We start from the raw sequence: 20,511 nt of genomic DNA on the forward strand, positions 1-20,511 counted from the left end.
AGGTGCTATTCGTCATTAAATAGGAAAGATGGTAAAATATACATAGAAACGTGTTGCAAACGATAGTCCTCCCCCCTTCCATACTAAAGGTGTTTTTATGCCTAGAAAGGAGGGGTCAGTTTGAGAACAAAACTTGTGCGTTCACGCGTTGAGAGACGCAAAAACAAAAAGAAAAAAGCTTGTACCTGTAAGTACAAGCTTTGGTTCCTTATCTTAAATTCAATCCGAACTCTAGTCCAGTTCATCATATGGATTTTAGATAAGAGAACGTTCTGAATGAACCCTTAAGATGATAATGAAAAATAAAGCGGCACCTTCATTACCCCTAGTCAAGGTAATGCTGGTTCTATCTCGTTTCTGTTTTTTGGAGGGCTGCTTTATTTTTTCATATTATTTCAGTTTATTCCTCACATTTTAAATTTATACATAGAAAAAGCACACGGTAGTCAGCCGAGTGCCCAAATTAAATTTCTTTTCAGTTGTATGGTGAACGTTCAAGAAATTCACCTTGAAGCTCTCGTGCTTCAGTTTGAAAACTAGTTCAACTTAGTCCGAGTTGAACAAAAAACTTGTGCAACAATATGTTACCATAAGTAACAATTTGTTACCATAGTTAAGCTTATTTTTTAATCTTACTTATTCATTTCAAATGCAGAATTTTCATTATTTCAAATAAATTATACAGCTTTTTGTTATGCAATGAATCAAATAAACTGAACAACACTCAAAATAACTTTCAAGTATAATAACCTGTACTTTTCTTCTAAGCCCTCCTACTTTCTATTGGCAACTGTAAGACCTTATTTAGTTAAATAAAAAAGAATCAGTATATAAAAACTGATTCTTTCTGCATACATTTATCTCAAACAAATCGTATTTAATCCACGAAACGTGTCGTAAAATGTTTCATGTGAAACATCTGTGATCTAATATTGATCAATTTCCCTCTATCAGTCTGCCAAAGCTTTCGGGTGAAAGTCCCGGTGAAATGCGCAGGCGGTGTAAGGACATCATACCTTGTTCTTTCTTCGCATGTCCTGGTTCAGTGGTTACAGCCATTTCATATCCTGCTTCCTTCGCCAACTTCAGCGTGTCTTCGTTATAGCGACCGACCGGATAGCTGACCATGATCGTTTGTTGAGAAAACCGCTGGTCAAAGAATACCTTCGATCCTTTTAATTCTTCTTCCTGCTGCTTCTGTGATAAACGATTGAGCTCTAAATGATGAATGGTGTGACTCTCTATTGAAATACCATGCGCCACCATATCATCCATTTGAGCATCGGTTAAATGATGTGGGCGGCCGATGGACTGCTCGATCATAAAAATCGTGGCTTTCATTCCATATTCCTTTAAAATCGGAAATGCCTTTGTGTAGTTATCCGTATATCCATCGTCAAATGTGATAAGAACATACTTTTCACTTGGTGTCGAATTGGTCGCGAGAACTTGATATGCCTCTTTCGGCGACAGCGTGACATAGCCGTTGTCTTTCAGCCATTTCATATGAGCTGCAAATTCGCTCTTTGGCACACGTAACGAATTACCGCTAGAGATACTGTGATACATCAAGATTGGAAGCGCAACGGGTTCCTTTTGCTGAATCCAGTTTTGTTTGTCTATCTCTGCCGCTTCAATTTGCTGCGTTTCTGTTGTTTCTTTCGTTTGTCCTTGACCCTTTACCTCTTTGATGGCTTGCTGGTTTCCTTCTGTTTGCTGTTTCGTACCCATACAGCCCGAAATGAGCAGCATGACTAAACCAACTGCAAGCCACATACATGTTTTTTTCATTCACCAATCCTGCTTTCTCTTTATCTACCGAATGATTATAACAGAAATTGGTTAATAACTGATATCTATTTTGACAGGGTATACATTTTTTTACACATTTCGATCATTTCAATGGCAAGCAGATGGATGGTCTCTGTTGTGAGCATTTGGTCTTCTGCATGTATGAGCAGTAAAGAAAAGGGAAGCTGTTCCCCTGCCGCCTCTTTTTGTATCAGTGACAAGTGCAGGTCATGGATGCTTCGAAACGCTTCCTCCCCTTTTTCAATCAACTGCTGCGCTGCTTCAAAGTCATCCGCTCTTGCTAGACGAATGGCTTCTACATAATGGCTTCGTGCCTCACCTGCATGGGAAATGATTTGAAAGGCTGCTCCCTGCATTTCCTCTAATACCGTCATCTGCTTCTCCTCCGATTGCTCAAGATTCATTTGCTAGTTTCAGTGCATGTTCTAGAATTTTTTCTCCATTCGCTGTTCCATATAATCTTACATTTACCACATCGACAGGTATATGATAAGGTGCCGCTGTTTTTTCTGCTGCCTTTCTCATAAAGCTAACTTGCGGCCCTAGCAAAATGACCTTTACATCGTCCCCATGCTCTTCTAATTCGTCCGCAATGGCCCCTTCAGGTATCGCATAAATTTCATAATCCAGCCCTTTTCCTTCTGCGGCTGCCTTCATTTTAGATACCACAATCGACGTTGACATTCCTGCTGCACAAGCGAGAATGATTCGCTTCATATCCCATCACTCCTATTGATAAATAAAATCTGGTTCATCCCTTAATTTCCTCGTTTGGATTAATGTCTTGTACCAGTATCCTGACGCTTTCATCTGACGATTCCGTTCATTCTCCAGCTGGATCTCTACTAATCCGTAGCGATTCTTGAATGCATTCATCGGTGAGACATTATCCGTAAAAGCCCACAGCATATATCCCTTGCAGTTTGAACCTTCTTTTTTCGCTTGAAGGGCTTTTTTCAAATGCTGACTGATAAATGAAATTCGGTACTGATCATCAATGATGCCGTCTTCGTTTTTAAACCGTTCTTCCTGCTCGACCCCCATACCGTTTTCAGCCACAAACCACTCGATATTCCCGTATTCCTCTTTTATTCTCATACCCATATCATAGACAATATTCGGATAGATTTCCCAACCTCTGAATGGATTCATTTTTCTCCCTGGGAGCTCAAATAGATCGTAATAATAAGATGGATGAAACGGTGTATTTTCGTTCCAAGCCTTGCTAGGTGCCTTAACGCGATGCGGATAGTATAAATTAAGACCGACCACATCGACTGTATGATCTTTAATGATCTGAAGCTCTTCTTCCGTTGCATCGAAAAGAATGTCATGCTTTTTCAATACATCAAGCAGTTCTTCTGGATACTCGCCTTTAATGGAGGGATCTAAGAACACTCGATTAAAAAACAAATCATACATGCGGGCAGCTTCTTGATCATGTGACGCAGTCGATCTCGCATACGTCACTTCTGGATTGAGAATGACCCCGATTTTTGCACCGGCTGATTCCTTCAAGCCCATTTCCTGAAACAGCTTCACCACTTTTGCTGTCGCCAAGGCTTTATGATAGTTCCACTGCATCCACTTCTTCGTATTTTGCTCGAAAGGATAACGAATAGCATCTAGATACACACGAGTCTGAACAACAATTGGTTCATTAAAGGTAAACCAATGTTTGACCCGGTCTCCATAGCGTTCAAACACCTTTTCTGCATAGAGAACAAACAGATCGACAACATGTTTAGATGACCAGCCGCCGTACTTTTCAAGTAAAACGGCAGGAAGCTCATAATGCTCTAAGCAAAACATCGGCTCTACACCTGCTTCAAGTAATTCATTGATGAAATCATCAATATAACGAGCATAGGTCTCATCTACAATTCCATTCTCGTAATCTATGAGAAATCTCGACCAATTGATCGATGTCCGGTAATGAGATAACCCAATTTCCTTCATAAGGGCGACATCTTCAGGATAGCGCTCGTAAAAATTCGTTGCTCCTGCTGGTCCGTATCCTTCGTGCCATACGTGATACCCCTCCTTATACCAAAGGTCTATATACGAATCCTGATTCGGTTTCTTCCCTTTCCAACCCTCCGTCTGCCAAGCAGAAGCCGCAGCACCTAGAATAAAGTCATTGGGTATGTCGATTTTGTTCATGTTGCCACCTGACCTTTCTTCGTGTGAATTTGAAGTCCTTCCCACATCCCTTGTAAATACATAGCTCCAAGTGCTCGGTCGTATAATCCATAGCCAGGTCTGCCCGTCTCACCAAAGATCATTCGTCCATGATCTGGCCGAACATAGCCAGCAAATCCTTCCTTAAACAATGCGTTCACAATCGCTCCCATATCGAGGCTACCTGCTGACGACAGGTGTGCCGACTCTTCAAAATCACCGTTTTCATACAAATTGACATTGCGTAAATGAGCAAAGTGTATACGCCCTTTTTTGGCATACTTTCTCGCAAGTGAAGGAACATCATTTTTCGCATTACAGCCTAGGGAACCGGAACAAAAGGTCAGTCCATGCTGTGAGCGTTCATCGAGCTGAAGGATACGATCTATTTGTTCTTCACAACTGACAATGCGGGGCAGACCAAATATGTTCCAAGGAGGGTCATCTGGATGCAGTGCCATGTTCATGTTCTCTTCCGCTGCAACTGGAAGGATATTTCCCAAGAAATAGTCTAGGTTCTCAAACAACCCTTCCGCCCCCAATGCCCTGTATGCAGCCATCAACTTTCTCATTTCTTCCTGCGTATAAGACATATCCCACCCTGGTAAGGAAAGTCGATCTTTTTCTATATCCATCTGTTCAAGCTGATGCTGAAAATAAACAAGGGTCGTCGATTGATCAGCTAGTGGGAAATCAAGCTGTGTTCGTGTCCAATCAAGGACTGGCATGAAGTTATAACAAATGACCTTCACACCATGCCTTGCTAATCTCCGAATATTTTCTTGATAATGCTCGATATAAACATCCCGGCTAGGCTTTCCCAACTTAATATCTTCATGGACCGGGAGACTTTCTACGACTTCAAAAGCAAGATCGTGACGTTCGACTTCCGCTTTTAAATGAGCAATACTTTCCTCCGGCCACAGATCACCAGCCGGCACATCATAGACTGCACTGACAATCCCTTTCATGCCGGGAATTTGCCGAATATATGAAAGGGAGACAGGATCTTCTTTGCCATACCATCTAAATTGCATGTTCATTCATGAGCCCTCCTTCTATTCTGAATCAGGTGCTGCTTCTGGCTTCCGGTTGGATAAGAGAACAAAAGGTAAATAGATGAAAACAGCGACAACAATACAGATAAGCTGTGTGATGACAGCCCCCATACTGCCAGCGGTAGACAGCCAAGCATTCACAATCGGAGGTGTCGTCCACGGCACCATCACCACCGCTTTCCCCGCAAAACCTGTAGCGGTTGCGATATAACCAATCGTACCTGTCACGAGTGGTGTAACGATAAACGGAATTGCCATCACAGGGTTCAACATGACAGGTAATCCGAAAATAACTGGTTCATTGATGTTAAACAGTCCAGGTCCTGATGAAAGCTTGGCAATGCTACGCATCTCTTCCCTTCTTCCTGCTATAAAAATGGCGATCAACAGACCAATCGTCACACCCGAACCACCAATGCTCATATACACATCCCAAAATGGCATCGTGATAATATTTGGAATCTCTTTGCCCTCTTGAAATGCTGTCATATTCACTGCAATTGATCCTAATAACAGCGGCTCGCGAATTGGTTTAATCATTTGGTTGCCATGTATACCGATCACCCAGAAAAATTGAGCCACAAACATTAACGTTAAAATACCAGGCAGTCCCTGCACAACACTTTCAAGTGGACGCTGCACGACGTTATACACCGCTTCATGCAAATAAATGCCTGTCACACGATGAAACGCAAACCCGAATGAACTAATGATTGTAATCGTAATAATTGATGGGAAAAGTGAAGAAAAAGACGTCGCCACATTTGATGGAACAGAATCTGGCATCTTAATTTGCAGCCACTTCACCTCGGTAAGCTTACAAAAGATCTCTACAGAGACGATGGCAATGATCATACCCAAAAATAAGCTTTTTGGATCGGAGAATTGCCTCGCCAGCACATCGACAACCTCACGCATCGATCCATCGACTTCAAGAAGAAGTGTGGTCGGAATAACGGATATAAATGAAATCAATGCCATTAATCCTGGGAATAATGATTTATGTCCATTGATTTTCCCAAGCTCAATCCCGATGAGGAACACAGCCCCGATCGTTAAAAAGTTCAGCGTGGCATAATTGATTGCCTTCATAATTGGCTGAAGCTCTGCTAAAAACCTGAATATCTCAAAATGGGCAAGCCCCGTTTCCGGGCTCATGATCATATTTGCGACCAGTACAGCAAATGCCCCCGTAATGATAATTGGCATTAATGTGACAAATGCTTGCTTAATCGCCATAATATATTTCTGATTTGTAATACGATAAGCGACATGTCCCATGACGTCGGCCGCTCTCTCTTTAAAGCTCATGATCCGTCTCCCCCTTTACAAAAACTCGTGATCATCCTCCTTTTTGATGTTATTTTAAAAGCGCTTTCATTAACATCCAATCTTTTTCCTCACAGATGCGGAAATGGGTATCCTTTTTTTTCATCTGACTGTTCCAACACGTGCAGCGCCGCCGTCAGTTCTTCAAATGAAGCAGCTTTGATGATTTGCTCCACCACTTCCTTCTGCTCTGTCAAACGCACAAGAAATTGATAAAGTGACTGCAATTCTTTCTGATACGTCTTCTGTATACTTAACAAACAGACGACCTGTACCCGCTCTTCGCCCCACAGCACTGGTTTTCTCAACGTACAGATCGCACAAAACGTATCATCTGTTGCCGGTTTGATTGGGTGAGGAATTGCGACCAAATGACCGAACGACGTAGGTGACACTTCCTCTCTTTCCAGCAATAGCTGTTCAAAATCATCGGGGATTCGGTTTTGTTCCTGCAATACATTCACGAAAAATTGAAGAACCTCTTCCCTTGTTTGTAGATCTTGCTGAAAAAAAGTCATCTTCGGACTGATATATCGCAAGACACCCATTTCTTGTGACCCCTGTACAAATCGTTTCAGCCTCAACATATCGTCTTCACTGAGGATCGTATGTACATCAATCACTGGCACAGGTAGTGTATTCTGAAGAGGGATGGTACTAATGATCAAATCGATACTTCTCAAGTCATACGACAAAAGGTCACTGACACTTGCAGTTCCAGCAATCTCTAGCCTTTCGCTAAAGGCGGCCTTCAGCTTATGAAGAAGAAGCTGACTGCTCGCGACACCCGTTGCGCACACAATCAAGCATTTTTTTCTCACAGTCTGAGTTTTTGTCCGCTCTATGGCAGCACCAATATGCAGCGCCAAATATCCGATTTCATCTTCATGAATCTCTACATTCTCTTTTTCCTTCAGCCATCTTCCCATATGAACACCTGCTTCAAAAGCAATCGGATAATGCCTTTTTATGTCTGATAAATAGGGGTTACGGATGTTCATATCATATCGGAACCGATGAATCGCTGATCTCAGGTGAAGACTTAGCCCCACAATCAATTCCTTGTCTGTCTGAATATCAAGTGACATCTGCTCTTCGACATAACCAAGTAATTGGTGAGTTAAACGGAAATGCTCTTCATCAAGCATGTGAAATAGCGTGTGGCCCGTTTCTCCATACGCCATCATTTTCGCCCCCATTAAATGAATCGCAATATAGGCCATTTCAGATAATGGAAAATCTATCCCGAGTACGTGACGCATATCTTCTGCCATTTGCCTCGCCACTTGAAAAGCGGGCTGTGTTTGAATGTCTTTGAGTTCTCCTTCCGGCATCATGACCAATTTTTTCTCTTCAATTCGTTTGCACGCAATGGCGATATGTGTCACTAAGTTGCTTAAACCGATCTCTGACACATGAAGACCGCTTGCCTTTGTACGTGAACGCACCATATCTTGAATCAATTGATACGTTTCTTCAGGTAAAAGGGCAGGGTTCGGATGCTCCTGCTGAAACACATGCTCAGCTAGACAATATCTTAATCTCATTTCATCTCCAGTCAGCCTCAGTCCATATTTAGGTCGGTGTGCAACAGAGAGTCCATGTAAAGAAAATAGATGCTTGACTGCTTTCAGGTCATTTTTCACAGTAGATTCACTCACAAATAATTCCTCGGCCAATTCATCTAATTTCATATAGTCTTCAGACAATAAAAGCCTTCTCAATAAATAAGAGATACGATCCTCCGGCTGATTGGGAATGACTTGATTCTTTTTTTCATTTCTTTCTCTCATTGAGTTTTTCAAAAAAATACGAAATGCTCCATAATCTTCGACAGTCAATGTATACCCTGCTCCACGTTTCATATGAAGTGTTGCCCCATGTGCTTCTAATATTGATTTAAGCGCTTTCATATCTGTTCGAACTGTTCGTGATGTGACCCCTATCAGGCGTGCAATTTCTTCACCTGTCAGCTCCTGCTCTGCCTGCATTAACCGCCTCAACAGCTCCTCCTGACGTAGAGATAACATAGACTCCCCTCCCTTGGTCAATTACTTTTGCCTATCATCATAAACGAAAATAGAACTCTTTGCCCAGTTTTTCTTTCCGGCCGGGAACTTTGTTATGGCTCAAACGTATGAATATGAAACAAGAGGAGGGATACATCATGTTTGTGATCATGATCATACTAGCTTCTTTAGGCGCCATTGCCGCCCACATGTTTACACCAAAAGATAAGCGTTCATCTTCTAAGCATTCTGCACATCACAGTTCAACAACCAGTAACTATACTGATTCGTATACACATCACGCTTCTGATGCCTCCTGCGGTGGTGATTCAGGTGGTAGCGGCGGATGTGACTAAACCAAAAAAACAGCCGCTTGTTCAGCCGGCTGTTTCGTTTTTATTAAAGAGCTTTCCAGCCCCGTTCAATTAAATGTTTGACATCCTTTGCAAAATCCTCGCCTTTTTCCATCACATCTTGGGCTCTTCCTGCAAAATTACTAGCGACAGCGAGTTCCATTTTTTTTAACTCAAAGTGCATAATTTTTTGGTCTATCTCCGTAATATAGGTTTCATACTCATTGTTCACAATGTCGTGTAGCACGTGATAGGCTTCTTTCCGATGACGGTGAAAGTCCGTTCCTCTCTCACCTTTCCATGACGAATCTAGAGCAGGCTTCTTGATTTCCTTTATGTCAGACTGCGCAAGATCTTGTTCTGTTCGAATATTAATTTTGGCTGTCTTTAACCGAGAGATCATTTCGTCAAATTCTGCACGTTTGTTTTCAATCCCCATATGCAGATGGTGCAGCATCTCGGATAAACTCATGTCATCCACCTCTATTAGACCTCATAAGAAAGCACGGCGTCAGAGTTTTTGAAACCGAGCAGATCATCTGCTTTTTCCAGTCCTGACATTTCTATCGTTCGCTTTCATTAAGTATAGTATAAGGTGAAAAGCCTTAGGCTTAAATAGGGAAAAGGTGTCCTTTTAACATGGTGTTTGGAAGAAAAACGGAATAATATAAGGTCATAAATCCCGAATTATATATGAGTCTTTACGACTATATTTTACATCGTACTCAGCTACGTTATCAATAAAACGATTGGGGCTTATGATTTTGCCGCAATCGCTTCATCCTGTTCTTTTAGCGTCTTCACATTTGAGCGTGTATCCTGAACGTTTTTGATCAAGGCTTCTTTAAAACTTGAGACCATTTCTCCCACCTCAGCTTCACGTGCCGTCCACTTGGTCACAAATTCAAGGCTGTTTTCACCAGCTTTATCTGCTGCTTTTTTCATTGTTAAAGCTTCAACTGCTTGGGAGACTTCATCTAGTTTATCCATAACTGTTTGGTAGTTTAACTTAATTTGTCCCATTGTGATATCCTCCAGATTTAGTCAGCATGAAGCTCGCTTACAAACTGCTCCATGCTTTTGAGATCAAACGTTTTGCGTCTTCTACTGCGTCTTCTCCTTTTTCAGCCAAACGTGCGGCATCTCCAGCTAAAGAGCTGGCAAAGGATAAGGCAGCCTGCTCTGCTTCTAGTGTACTGATTTTGAATTCGATTCGGCTCACGTAGCGTGGGTATTTATCGCTTACGATCGTTTGCAGCGCATCATGCGCTTCATTTCGCTCTGATTTGAAATCTTGGCTCCGCTCACCTTTCCAAGAGGCCCCAAGCTTTGGCTGCTTGATTTGTTTTAGGTCTGTTTCTGCGGAATCTTGTTCACGTTCAACCTTACTTTTTGCCTTTTTGAGTCGAGCAATTTTCTCTTCGATCTCTGCCTTTTTATTTGAAATGCCACCGTTAAGGGCAGACAGCATATCCGATAAGCTCATATGGGTTCCTCCTCCTGTCAAAAATAAAAACGCTGCTTAGAGTCCCTCTAAACGAGCGTAATGGTGAATCGCGCTTTTTCCAATATTGTTATTATAAGGTTCAAAGACTCATGTTTGAATAGGGATTTGTGCCCTTTTTATGGTATAAATATGCTTTCAATCTGCTTCATACCACACCTTAAGACCTCTTTTATAGGGGGTCAAAATACACATCCTTCCTTCTGGTAACACACATAGTCTTACGGTCCTAGGACAAACAAAAGCCGCCCAGGGGAGGGGCGGCTTTTGCAGTGGCTTATGATGCCGATTCTTCTGAGTCTTGTTGATTTTTCACGTACCAAATGAATTTCCCTGTATATCCGTAGATGATGGCAAGACCAATGGCAACAAAGCTCAGCCACATAAATGGTAAATAAGAGAATGTCGAGACGCCTAGAATCCCTGCCATGTAAATTCCGTTATCTGACCATGGAACCATACCAGACGTCATTGTTCCACCGACTTCAGCGTTTCTAGATAGAACGCGTCTGTCTATTTTCAATTTATCGTAGCTTTTTTCCATAATTTTCGGTGTAAGAATTAATGAAACGTACATCGCACAGCCGAAGATATTTGCGAAGAATGCAACAACAAGTGTAGATAGGGTTACATTTCCTGCATTATATAATTTCTTCTCGAAAGTAGCGACAATTACTTTTAAGATGCCGAGATATTCAAGTACACCACCAAAACCAAGTCCGAGAATAATGACCACTAGAGATCCAAGCATATTCACAATACCGCCACGATTTAACAGCGTATTTAAGAAATCTACATCTGAATTAATAGAGAAGCCATTGTATGCTGAACCAATCGCATCTGCTGGATTCATTCCTTGGAAAGCCATTGCCCAAATGGCTCCTAAAAGTGCACCAATCGCAATAACTGGCATTGAAGGTTTCTTAAATACGAGCAGTAATACAACCACTACTGCTGGGATGACCATCCAAATGTTGATTGTGAATGTATCATGAAGGGCATTTTTCAAAAACTCTACTTTACCTTGATCAATGTTGCGTCCGCCATACATAAAGCCTGTAATCGTAAACATTATCGCTGTAATCACAAAGGCTGGTATGGATAAAACCATCATTGCTCGAACATGCGCCAGCACGTCCACTTTTGAAAGAGACGAAGCGAGCACTGTACTATCTGATAATGGGGATAATTTATCTCCAAAATAAGCACCGGATAAGACGGCCCCTGCTACAATCGGAAGTGGAATCCCAAGACCTTCACCAATTGCGATCATCGCAATCCCTGCCGTTCCAACTGTACCCCAAGAAGTTCCTGTTGCAATGGACATGATTGCACAGATGACCAGTGTAGCTAATAAGAAAATGTTAGGGTGAATGAATTCTAGACCATAGTAGATGAGCGTAGGAACAACTCCACCTGCAATCCATGTTCCAACAAGTGCACCTACTGCAATTAAGATCAAAATGGCTTCTAACCCATTCGAAATCCCTTTTGTGATCGCATTTTGGAGATCCTTATAGGAATGCCCTAAACGAATTCCTAAAGCAATAACCATAAACCATGAGATAAACAATGCTAGCTGAATATCTAATTTGAAGTAAAGAGTGAATGATAAAACAATTGCTAAAAATAAGCCAAGTACAGACACGACTTCTAAAATAGACGGTAGACGTGGTGTTTTCATTTTGTTTCCTCCCTTTGTGCGTGCGTTAAGCGTTTTCAAAATATTGTGAAAAAAGTGTGTCAATTCGAAAGAAAGTGAATTGCCTGTTTTTCTCTATTTCACAGGCAATTCCACATATTAATAAAATAAAATTTTTGATATTATTATCGCTCTAGGAGCTCTGCACCCGCAATACCAGGCTTTGTCATCTCGTAAGGATTCAAAATAATATCAAGTTCTTCTTCTGTTAACACATCATTTTGCAGGCAAAGATCTCTGATCGATTGTCCTGTTAAAATGGCTTCCCTTGCGATTCTAGCCGCGGCTTCATAGCCTAAGTGAGGGTTTACCGCTGTAATGACACCTGCACTTTTTTCGACATATTCTTTCAAACGTTTTTCATTTGCTTCGATGTCCGCTAAACAATGATCTGTGAACGAGCGGAATCCGTTATTCATTATACTAATAGATTGAAGCAAGTTAAAGACCAGAACAGGCTCCATCACATTTAACTCAAGCTGGCCTGCTTCAGAAGCAAGACAGATGGTGTGGTCGTTCCCAATGACCTGGAATGCGATTTGGTTAATGAGCTCTGCCATGACTGGATTGACTTTTCCAGGCATAATGGATGATCCCGGCTGACGGGCTGGCAATGCAATCTCAGCAAGACCTGCACGTGGGCCAGATGCCATTAAGCGAAGGTCATTCGCAATTTTAGACATGTTCATCATGCATACTTTTAAGGCAGCCGATACTTCTGTGTATGCATCTGTATTTTGCGTCGCATCTACGAGGTGCTCTGCGCCTACTAATGGCAGTCCAGAAATATCAGCAAGCTTCTTCACTACGATTTCGATGTAGCGAGGATCTGCATTGAGGCCTGTCCCAACAGCGGTCGCACCCATGTTTACTTCATATAAATGCTGTTTTGATTGGTTGATTCGTTTAATATCACGGCTGAGCACACGGCTGTATGCTTCAAACTCTTGTCCTAAACGGATCGGAACAGCGTCTTGTAAATGAGTACGCCCCATTTTGATGACATGATCGAATTCTTTTGCTTTCTTTTGAAATACGTCCTGCATGGCCTGCATCGTCTCAAGTAAAATGTCTAACTGCTTGAGCACTGCAATATGGATCGCCGTTGGGAACGAATCATTTGTCGATTGTGACATGTTCACATGTGTGTTTGGACTTAAATGAATGTATTCGCCCTTTTGATGTCCCATGATCTCGAGGGCTCTGTTTCCAATGACCTCATTGGCATTCATATTCATAGACGTTCCTGCGCCGCCTTGAATCGGGTCTACGATGAAATATTCATGAAGTTTGCCTTCAATCACTTCATCTGAAGCTTGAACGATTGCATTTCCAATTCCTTCATATAAACGTCCGACTTCCATATTGGCTTGAGCTGCTGCTTTTTTGACAATGGCAAATGCTCGAATGAGTTCTTCATGCATGCGATATCCTGTAATCGGGAAATTCTCTTTTGCACGAAGCGTTTGAACACCATAATACACGTCTGCGGGAATTTCTTTTTCACCTAGAAAATCCTTCTCGTAACGATAAGTTGCTTGAACCATCTCGTATGACCTGCTTTCTATAGAATAGTTAAATCACTAAATCTTCTGCGATTGGCGTTTCCATAATCTTTTTCACTTCTCGTGGATCTGTTGTTTTACCTAATGCCCACATGAGCTTTGGCACGATGGCTTCTGTGTTCATGTTTCTTGAACGAGCAACCAGTTCTTGATTGATTTTACGTCCTACTTCATACACACTCATGTCTTCTCCTTCTTCGAGACACTGAGTGGTGATCACAACAGAAATGCCTTCTTCCAGCAATTCGTTGATTTTTTCTAAAAGGTTTCTTCCTTCGAAAGGAATTCCGCCGCTGCCGTAGCTTTCAATGACGACTCCTTTGTACAACCCTTTGATTGAATCTAAAAACTCAGGCTTCAGTCCTGGATGCAGTTTTAATAAACAAACGTCTGTGTTCAAGGATGCATCTAATTTAAGCGGTTTCATTGATGATCTTTTTACTTTGCTATTGTATTCAATTTGATGATTTTCAATCGATGCAATATATGGGTAGTTAATACTTTCAAATGCATCGTAGCTTTTCGTTCTTAGTTTGATTGCGCGAGTTCCTTGAATGACTCTGCCATCAAACACGACGTATACGCCGCCAACACCGTCACATGCAAAACGAATCGCATCTGTAATGTTTTTCTTCGCATCTGTTTTCTTAAACGTAATTGGGATTTGTGATCCTGTAATGACAATTGGCTTATCAGGATTTTGCAGCATATACGATAGTGCTGCTGATGTATAGGCCATTGTGTCCGTACCATGCGTGACGACAAATCCGTCATATTGATCATAATTTTCATAAATGGCTGTTGCGATATCAACCCAGTATTCAGGCTGCATATTGGTACTATCTATACTCATTAGGGACTTTGTGTCCATTGTGTAGTCTGCATTAATTTCGTTTAAATAGCTTAAAAGGTCCTCAGCTTTAACACCTGGAGCTAAACCATTTTCACTTTCTACAGATGCAATCGTCCCACCAGTGGTTAAAAGCAATAATTTCTTCAACAGGTCCACCTCTTTCAGTAAAATTACTTCGTTTGTCACACATATTATAAGCCAGCTTGTGCTATTCTATAATATACGCTTTACGCGTACCTTCATTGCCATTATAGTCACATAACGCGAATTAATCAAGAAATTATTACGCATAACGCGTACACTCTTTGTCAAAATATGATATACTGTTGTTGTATATAAAGGAGCGTTCATGTATGATACTCGATCGTTTAACCACCCTTAGAAAAAAGAAAAAATGGTCTCTCCAGCATACGGCAGATCGCCTAGGTATCGCCAAAAGCACCTATGCCGGTTACGAATCTGGGTACCGACGACCTTCGCTTGAAGCAGTGAAACTGCTGGCTGATTTGTATGATACGTCCATTGATTTTTTACTTGGTAGAACGGACGAGCCAGAGATCCAACGCAAAATCTCTGATATCAAAATTGAGCTGACGGAAGCAAAAGAAGGAACCATCCATGTAGACGGCGTTCCACTAACAGATGAAGAAATTAAACAGCTTGTTGCCTTTATTCGGGCGAAAAACACTCTGAAAGTATAAACAACACAAAAAAGAGAGGTCCCTGTCATAGAGGGACCTCTCTTTTTCTGCTTACGACAGCTCACTTAATTCCTCTAACCGCCGCTTCGCTTCTTCTTTATTAAAGGAACTATAATAGCGATAATTCTCATCATCTAAGATGCGGTAATGCTGGCTTAGTACATTTTGCTGGAGACGAAACGTACCTTTTTTCACAGACGTCCGCCACCAAACCTTTCCGCCAATCGTACGTTCAACAGATAAATGCAATTCATCGTGTGCGACGACTTCCAAAATCTCAAGCGGATCATCCCCAAGTGTCCCTTTTAAAATGTCACTATCCCTGAATAATGCACATACGGCCGCAGATTGCGTCCAGTTGAGGCGAAGACGATTCTTTTCTACCTGCTGCAAATGCCGTTTGGATAGCCCAAGCACCTCAGCCATGCGGTCCTGTGTATAGTTTTTTTCTTTTCGAATTCGTGCCATTTGTTCTGTGACGAGGTCGATTACCATTTCTTTGTCCATCTCTCATCACCTCTTGATTGTTCAGTCTTTACTGACATCATACACGATTTCTTAAAAAAAGTGGCGTCTCACCTCATGGAATGATGGCGAAAACATCTATTGATTCTGCTTTTCACCATGACCATGCTGCTGTTTCCAATTTTCTTGGGCAGTCTCATGTAAATATGGATAAATGTTTTGTTTCACCGTTTGCTCAAATACTTCTTCATCTAAAATACTGTACGCCGGAATCTTGATCAATTTCCCATCCATTTTCCGAATGAGCACATCCATGAACAGAAATCCCCTGATACTGTAACGATGCCTGCGCATATCAATAGATTGAATGTCTTGAAAAGGGATTGTTTGTTGCCGGTATAAAACAGCGCCATTCTCTCCTCGCTGAATGCGAAAAATCACATTTCCCCTCTTCGTAAAAGCCGGAAGAATCATCAAAAAAGAGATCCACCCATAGACAATGCCTAATAATCCGCCTAAAAATAAAAACAACGTATAATTCGATTCAAATGTAAGAGCTTCTGAAAATAACCAAATACCGATGATGCCAAACCCGCCCGTTGCTAAGAATGCCCATACTCTTAGAAAGGGTCTGCTCCTCACTTCTATTACTTCACTTGGATTCAAGCGTCATTCTCCTTTTCTCCATTAGAATATAGAACGTAATCCGTCTCTATGAGCCGTTTCTATCCGAAATTCATTTTCCTTCATGCCCGACACTAGCCAAGAATGCTTCTGCCCCGGAATAACAAATATCATAGACTCTACATCCGGCGTATTATTTTTATCATAAGTGACCTTCATCAAAGAATCCATTTTTCCTTTTCTGACCCTTACATCAGAAACAAATGCCCGCACAAGCTCTTGGTTCTCTGCTTTATTTAGAAAAGAAGGGCAATCCTCATTCCCTTGACTGGCTTGTTCTAACAGCAGTTCAAATTCTTCCGCCTGCAAATTCATGACTGGTGTGAGGTGATCACTCATGTGTATGTTCAAAAAGGTTGTCACTTGCTCCACAGTCTGCTGATCTTCTTTTAGTTTGTGAATCTGATGCACTTGTTGATCATAAAGCGTATGATGCGCATACACACCTGCCTGAGTCGTATGAAAGGACGTACTGACCTCTTCATCTAATGCACCAAACCTTGAAGCTTTCACGGTATGTGATGCATCATTCATGGCTTGAATGAAATGCCGGTATTCTTCTTTATAACGGTATTGTCTATTTCGAAATTCCAGCACGTCTTTTGCCAGCAAAGAGCGACATGCAATTTCAAATAAAAATCCAAGACGTTCATCCTCTACATCTGGATAATAGGCTTCCTTTAAAGACATCCCTTGCTCAAAATAGCCTTCACTGTAAAAACTAAAGATGAGTTCCTCGATACTTAGACTTAGCTGATCCAACTTGATCTCTCCTTATCCAAAAGAAAATGCGCCCTTCAAGAAATCACCTGCACCTTTCAACAGCGAATCTGCGGTTTCTTTTGTTTTTTCTATTCCTTTATGTATCACCTGATTTGCTTGATCAATGGTGTCATTGACTGCTTTAACACCTTGACCTGCCAGTTCAAATGCTTTTTTTCCTTTATCGACAACCGCATGAATTGGGTCTTTTAATTTCACTGCGACCTGTTCTGCAAAACCAGAAGTAAGCTTGGCGACTTTTTCACCAATAAAGCCACCTACTGCTGATCCTATCGCACCGCCAACCACTGTTCCAATCGGTCCTGCAAAGCTTCCAAGAGCGCCGCCCACAACGGCACCTGCAACAGATCCGCCTGCAATAAAGACCGTATTATTCACTGCATTTCCAACAGCCTTTGCATTTTCACGCTTGAGAACTTCTGGCTGATCCCCAAATTCCGCATAGTTCTCCGCAATTTTCAGACCGCAGCCAACCGTTTCTGTTGCACCCGTGACGACCGTTGCAATGATGGCATTTCCTTTCGCAAACCTTGCACCATTTTTCAGAACAGACTTGATACCAGCTGTGTCCTTCCAATTGATACTTCCTTTTGTGAAATCACGTACACTGTTCGTGAACGCAACTGTATCGCTAGGATAAAATTTCGTAAATTTCTTATGGACCAGGTCAGCCATCGACCAATTCGACCGTTTTAATAATTCTTTTTTGCTCAGCCAAATCCTTGCCAGCCGGTCAAATCTCGTTCCTTCTACCCGTCCGGTCACATCAAGAAGGAGCTTTGAATGTTGCGCAGCATAGCGGCCATTTTCTTTAATAAAAGTCGTCATGCCAAGCCCATAGTATTTTGCCTGCATCATCACAATACCAGCTAAGCTCGTGAGTGTACCATATTGATCATACAAACTGTACATTTTCCTTAAAATATCATCAGCTTCGACCATTTTATCCGTTGCATGACGAATGGCAATGTCGTCACTGCTCAATTTGCTCATTAAGGCTTGTCCAGAACCCCATGCATCTCCTACTCCAGAAAAACAGCTTCGATAACGGGGATCACAGCCTAGGATGAGGCCATCCAGTTCACTATGTAAATCGTGGTGCTTTGTTTCGATGGCCGAAAGCTCTCCTACAAAATCATTCGCCAGCCCTGTCAGCTGATCTGGATCTACTACAATGTCACGCGCCATCACATCATCTCCCTTCTCTGTTTCTTTCTCTCCGTTCTTCTCGCCTTTTTCGCTCAAGCTCTTCCATTCTGGCGATTTCAGCTTTACGTTCCTCGATTTTGACAGCAGCATCCCGCAGTTCCTGACTTGTTTCAAGCAAGTCCTTTTCAAATTGATCATAGCGTGCCACTGTTTCCTCAAAGCTTTGATCAAATTTATCTCTTGCTTCCCCTTGCCAGCCTGATCCAACTGCCTTCAGCCGATTCTCAAGCAGCTGCTTCGACTGCCGAATGCCATCAGCAGCTTCCTGGAACTTTTGAGCGAGTGCAAGTGTTTGACTAGAATCCAACTTTCGCACCCCTTTCTCCCAAATTAACGTACAAATGGATGATTTTATATGTCCTCATTATAAATAAAAAGACACCCAAAAAAATCACCCTAAAGAACCATTCAGCACATCGCAAAATAAAAGTAGGTCTTTTTCCTCTCTAATTGTCAGAGAAAGCCTTTCTTGTTATGAAGCGCATTCAAGACATGATAAAATGAACATATTCTACAAAAGGAGTGACGTATTGATGAAAGAGGAAATGATCCAGCGATTCACAAGTTATGTAAAAGTGGATACACAGTCTGATGCAGACATAGAGAGCTGCCCATCCACTGAAGGACAGCTAAACCTAGCAAGGCAGCTAGTTGAAGAGATGAAATCCATCGGCATTCAAGAAGTGACAATGGATGAAAACGGTTATGTCATGGGCACGATTCCATCTAACACAGACAAAGAAGTGCCAACCATTGGCTTCCTGGCTCATATCGACACAGCCACTGACTTCACTGGCAAGAACGTGAAACCGCAGATTCATGAGAACTATCAAGGCGGGGACATCACGTTAAACGAAGATCTACATATCGTATTATCTCCAGCGCAGTTTCCAAATTTACAAAAATACCAAGGACATACGCTCATCACGACTGATGGCACGACCCTGCTTGGTGCAGATAACAAAGCTGGTATCGCAGAAATTATGACCGCCATGCATTACCTGATTGAGCATCCAGAAATCAAGCATGGAAAAATTCGTGTCGCCTTCACACCAGATGAAGAGATCGGCAGAGGACCTCACAAATTCGATGTTGATGCCTTTGGCGCTTCTTATGCTTATACGATTGACGGCGGCCCGCTAGGAGAGCTTCAATATGAAAGCTTCAACGCCGCAGGTGCAAAAGTATCAATTAAAGGAAACAACGTCCATCCAGGGACAGCAAAAGACAAAATGGTCAGTGCTGCAAAGATCGGCATGCTCTTTCACAACAAACTTCCTTCAGATGAATCTCCAGAATACACAGAAGGATACGAAGGCTTTTTCCACCTCACAAGATTTGTAGGAGAAGTAGAAGAAGCAGAGTTGCAATATATTATTCGTGATTTTGATAAAGAGAAATTCAACAAGCGCAAAGCACTATTTGAAAAAATCGCAAACGACTTAAAAGCAGTCTACGGCGAAAACAGCATCACCCTTAGCATTCAGGATCAATATTACAATATGAGAGAAAAAATTGAGCCAGTTAAACATATCGTAGACATCGCTCATGAAGCCATGGAAAACCGCTCAGTGACACCTGTCATTGAACCAATCCGCGGCGGTACAGATGGCTCACAGCTTTCATATAAAGGACTTCCAACGCCAAACATCTTTACTGGCGGGGAAAACTTCCATGGTAAATATGAATTCATCTCTGTAGAGAACATGCTGAAAGCGTCAGAAGTGATCGTGGAAATTGCACGTTTATTTGAAGAAAAAGCATAAACATGTTTACAACCGTTCCTGTTCGGGAACGGTTTTTTAATAAAAGTTTACAATTTTCTGAAACTTTTATGACACTTAATCGTACTAATAGAGACAACCCCAGAAAAATTCTTCTTGACGAGTGAAATAACTGGAAATATAATAGTTAAAAACAACCAGTATTTTAGACCTAAAAAAGCAGCCAGAATAAACCTTTAGAACTAAACGCTATTTGCTAACTATTTTCAGTTATAAACATCACTCACCCTGTCTACACTTAAAGAATAGGATGAATTGGAGGAATGTCATATGATGATTTTATTGATTATCGCTTCACTTTGCTGCTACTTACTATTCTCTTTCAAAAAAGATAACCGCACCCAAAAACGAAAAAGCGCAGAGCTTTCGGAGTTTGAAATCTTTCGTATGCGCCGCCACTACAACGGCAAACGCCGTCACCCACTAAACGATGCACCCAAACAAGTATAAATGTAAAAAGAAGGGCCTCATCACCAGGGGCTCTTTTTATGTATAAAAAAACGACCAAATTCATGGCCG

22 protein-coding genes are annotated in these 20,511 nt (G+C 41.7%); 4 read left to right on the forward strand and 18 right to left on the reverse strand.

What is annotated here, in order from left to right; all coding sequences use genetic code 11:
* Nucleotides 1–936 precede the first annotated feature (936 nt).
* The 7 genes from BA79_RS09815 to BA79_RS09845 form a co-directional block, all read right to left on the reverse strand.
* A complete protein-coding gene (locus BA79_RS09815) occupies nt 937–1,791 on the reverse strand; it encodes a polysaccharide deacetylase family protein (RefSeq protein WP_035702546.1) in 855 nt (284 codons plus the stop codon).
* Between the two features lie 65 nt (nt 1,792–1,856).
* Nucleotides 1,857–2,186: a PTS sugar transporter subunit IIA gene (locus BA79_RS09820; protein ID WP_035702549.1), complete on the reverse strand. Its 330-nt coding sequence runs from the start codon at nt 2,184–2,186 to the stop codon at nt 1,857–1,859.
* Between the two features lie 19 nt (nt 2,187–2,205).
* A complete protein-coding gene (locus BA79_RS09825) occupies nt 2,206–2,529 on the reverse strand; it encodes a PTS sugar transporter subunit IIB (RefSeq protein WP_008345616.1) in 324 nt (107 codons plus the stop codon).
* A 12-nt stretch (nt 2,530–2,541) separates the two neighbouring features.
* The gene (locus BA79_RS09830; RefSeq protein WP_035702551.1) at nt 2,542–3,975 is read right to left on the reverse strand and encodes a glycoside hydrolase family 1 protein; all 1,434 of its coding nucleotides are present in this window, start codon (nt 3,973–3,975) and stop codon (nt 2,542–2,544) included.
* A complete protein-coding gene (gene uxuA / locus BA79_RS09835; RefSeq protein ID WP_035702553.1) occupies nt 3,972–5,036 on the reverse strand; it encodes a mannonate dehydratase in 1,065 nt (354 codons plus the stop codon). The genes BA79_RS09830 and uxuA overlap by 4 nt, the downstream gene beginning before the upstream one ends.
* 15 nt (nt 5,037–5,051) lie before the next feature.
* Complete coding sequence (locus BA79_RS09840; protein WP_024719533.1) at nt 5,052–6,362, reverse strand: PTS sugar transporter subunit IIC; 1,311 nt, start codon at nt 6,360–6,362, stop codon at nt 5,052–5,054.
* Between the two features lie 89 nt (nt 6,363–6,451).
* The gene (locus tag BA79_RS09845; RefSeq protein WP_035702557.1) at nt 6,452–8,410 is read right to left on the reverse strand and encodes a BglG family transcription antiterminator; all 1,959 of its coding nucleotides are present in this window, start codon (nt 8,408–8,410) and stop codon (nt 6,452–6,454) included.
* Nucleotides 8,411–8,547: 137 nt separating this feature from the next.
* Between BA79_RS09845 and BA79_RS09850 the strand changes: the two genes are divergently transcribed.
* Nucleotides 8,548–8,745 carry a hypothetical protein gene (locus tag BA79_RS09850; protein WP_008345626.1) on the forward strand — a complete coding sequence of 66 codons (198 nt, stop codon included), beginning with the start codon at nt 8,548–8,550 and terminating at the stop codon, nt 8,743–8,745.
* A gap of 43 nt (nt 8,746–8,788) precedes the next feature.
* Here BA79_RS09850 and BA79_RS09855 read toward each other — a convergent pair whose 3' ends face one another.
* The 6 genes from BA79_RS09855 to BA79_RS09880 all read right to left on the reverse strand — a co-directional run bounded on the left by BA79_RS09855 (nt 8,789) and on the right by BA79_RS09880 (nt 14,513).
* Nucleotides 8,789–9,214 carry a DUF5082 family protein gene (locus tag BA79_RS09855; protein WP_019743647.1) on the reverse strand — a complete coding sequence of 142 codons (426 nt, stop codon included), beginning with the start codon at nt 9,212–9,214 and terminating at the stop codon, nt 8,789–8,791.
* 284 nt (nt 9,215–9,498) lie between these two features.
* A complete protein-coding gene (locus tag BA79_RS09860) occupies nt 9,499–9,765 on the reverse strand; it encodes a YwqI/YxiC family protein (RefSeq protein ID WP_008345634.1) in 267 nt (88 codons plus the stop codon).
* 37 nt (nt 9,766–9,802) lie between these two features.
* On the reverse strand, nt 9,803–10,228 hold the full coding sequence (locus tag BA79_RS09865; protein ID WP_035702561.1) for a YwqH-like family protein: 426 nt from the start codon (nt 10,226–10,228) through the stop codon (nt 9,803–9,805).
* A 295-nt stretch (nt 10,229–10,523) separates the two neighbouring features.
* Nucleotides 10,524–11,930, reverse strand: coding sequence for a Na+/H+ antiporter NhaC (gene nhaC, locus BA79_RS09870; RefSeq protein WP_035702564.1), 1,407 nt, complete (start codon nt 11,928–11,930; stop codon nt 10,524–10,526).
* 143 nt (nt 11,931–12,073) lie between these two features.
* Nucleotides 12,074–13,495: an aspartate ammonia-lyase gene (gene aspA, locus BA79_RS09875; RefSeq protein ID WP_008345644.1), complete on the reverse strand. Its 1,422-nt coding sequence runs from the start codon at nt 13,493–13,495 to the stop codon at nt 12,074–12,076.
* A gap of 28 nt (nt 13,496–13,523) precedes the next feature.
* Nucleotides 13,524–14,513, reverse strand: a complete 990-nt coding sequence (locus tag BA79_RS09880; protein WP_017358664.1) for an asparaginase — start codon at nt 14,511–14,513, stop codon at nt 13,524–13,526.
* A 206-nt stretch (nt 14,514–14,719) separates the two neighbouring features.
* Between BA79_RS09880 and BA79_RS09885 the strand changes: the two genes are divergently transcribed.
* Nucleotides 14,720–15,067: a helix-turn-helix domain-containing protein gene (locus tag BA79_RS09885; RefSeq protein WP_017368336.1), complete on the forward strand. Its 348-nt coding sequence runs from the start codon at nt 14,720–14,722 to the stop codon at nt 15,065–15,067.
* Between the two features lie 51 nt (nt 15,068–15,118).
* On the opposite strand, the gene BA79_RS09890 is transcribed toward BA79_RS09885, so the two are convergent.
* The 5 genes from BA79_RS09890 to BA79_RS09910 all read right to left on the reverse strand — a co-directional run bounded on the left by BA79_RS09890 (nt 15,119) and on the right by BA79_RS09910 (nt 18,515).
* A complete protein-coding gene (locus BA79_RS09890; RefSeq protein ID WP_007497964.1) occupies nt 15,119–15,574 on the reverse strand; it encodes a helix-turn-helix domain-containing protein in 456 nt (151 codons plus the stop codon).
* Between the two features lie 96 nt (nt 15,575–15,670).
* A complete protein-coding gene (locus BA79_RS09895; RefSeq protein WP_007497966.1) occupies nt 15,671–16,198 on the reverse strand; it encodes a YfjD family protein in 528 nt (175 codons plus the stop codon).
* Between the two features lie 21 nt (nt 16,199–16,219).
* The gene (locus BA79_RS09900) at nt 16,220–16,978 is read right to left on the reverse strand and encodes a hypothetical protein (RefSeq protein ID WP_035702567.1); all 759 of its coding nucleotides are present in this window, start codon (nt 16,976–16,978) and stop codon (nt 16,220–16,222) included.
* Nucleotides 16,979–16,990: 12 nt separating this feature from the next.
* Entirely contained in the window at nt 16,991–18,187 is a 1,197-nt protein-coding gene (locus BA79_RS09905; RefSeq protein ID WP_017358662.1) for a DUF6861 domain-containing protein, read from the reverse strand.
* A 4-nt stretch (nt 18,188–18,191) separates the two neighbouring features.
* A complete protein-coding gene (locus tag BA79_RS09910) occupies nt 18,192–18,515 on the reverse strand; it encodes a WXG100 family type VII secretion target (RefSeq protein ID WP_017358661.1) in 324 nt (107 codons plus the stop codon).
* Nucleotides 18,516–18,741: 226 nt separating this feature from the next.
* On the opposite strand from BA79_RS09910, the gene pepT reads away from it, so the two are divergent.
* Nucleotides 18,742–19,974: a peptidase T gene (gene pepT, locus BA79_RS09915; protein ID WP_008345662.1), complete on the forward strand. Its 1,233-nt coding sequence runs from the start codon at nt 18,742–18,744 to the stop codon at nt 19,972–19,974.
* 288 nt (nt 19,975–20,262) lie between these two features.
* Nucleotides 20,263–20,442 carry a hypothetical protein gene (locus BA79_RS19030; protein WP_008345664.1) on the forward strand — a complete coding sequence of 60 codons (180 nt, stop codon included), beginning with the start codon at nt 20,263–20,265 and terminating at the stop codon, nt 20,440–20,442.
* Nucleotides 20,443–20,511: the final 69 nt, after the last annotated feature.

The sequence above is a fragment of the Bacillus altitudinis 41KF2b genome (assembly GCF_000691145.1).
Classification (GTDB): domain Bacteria; phylum Bacillota; class Bacilli; order Bacillales; family Bacillaceae; genus Bacillus; species Bacillus altitudinis.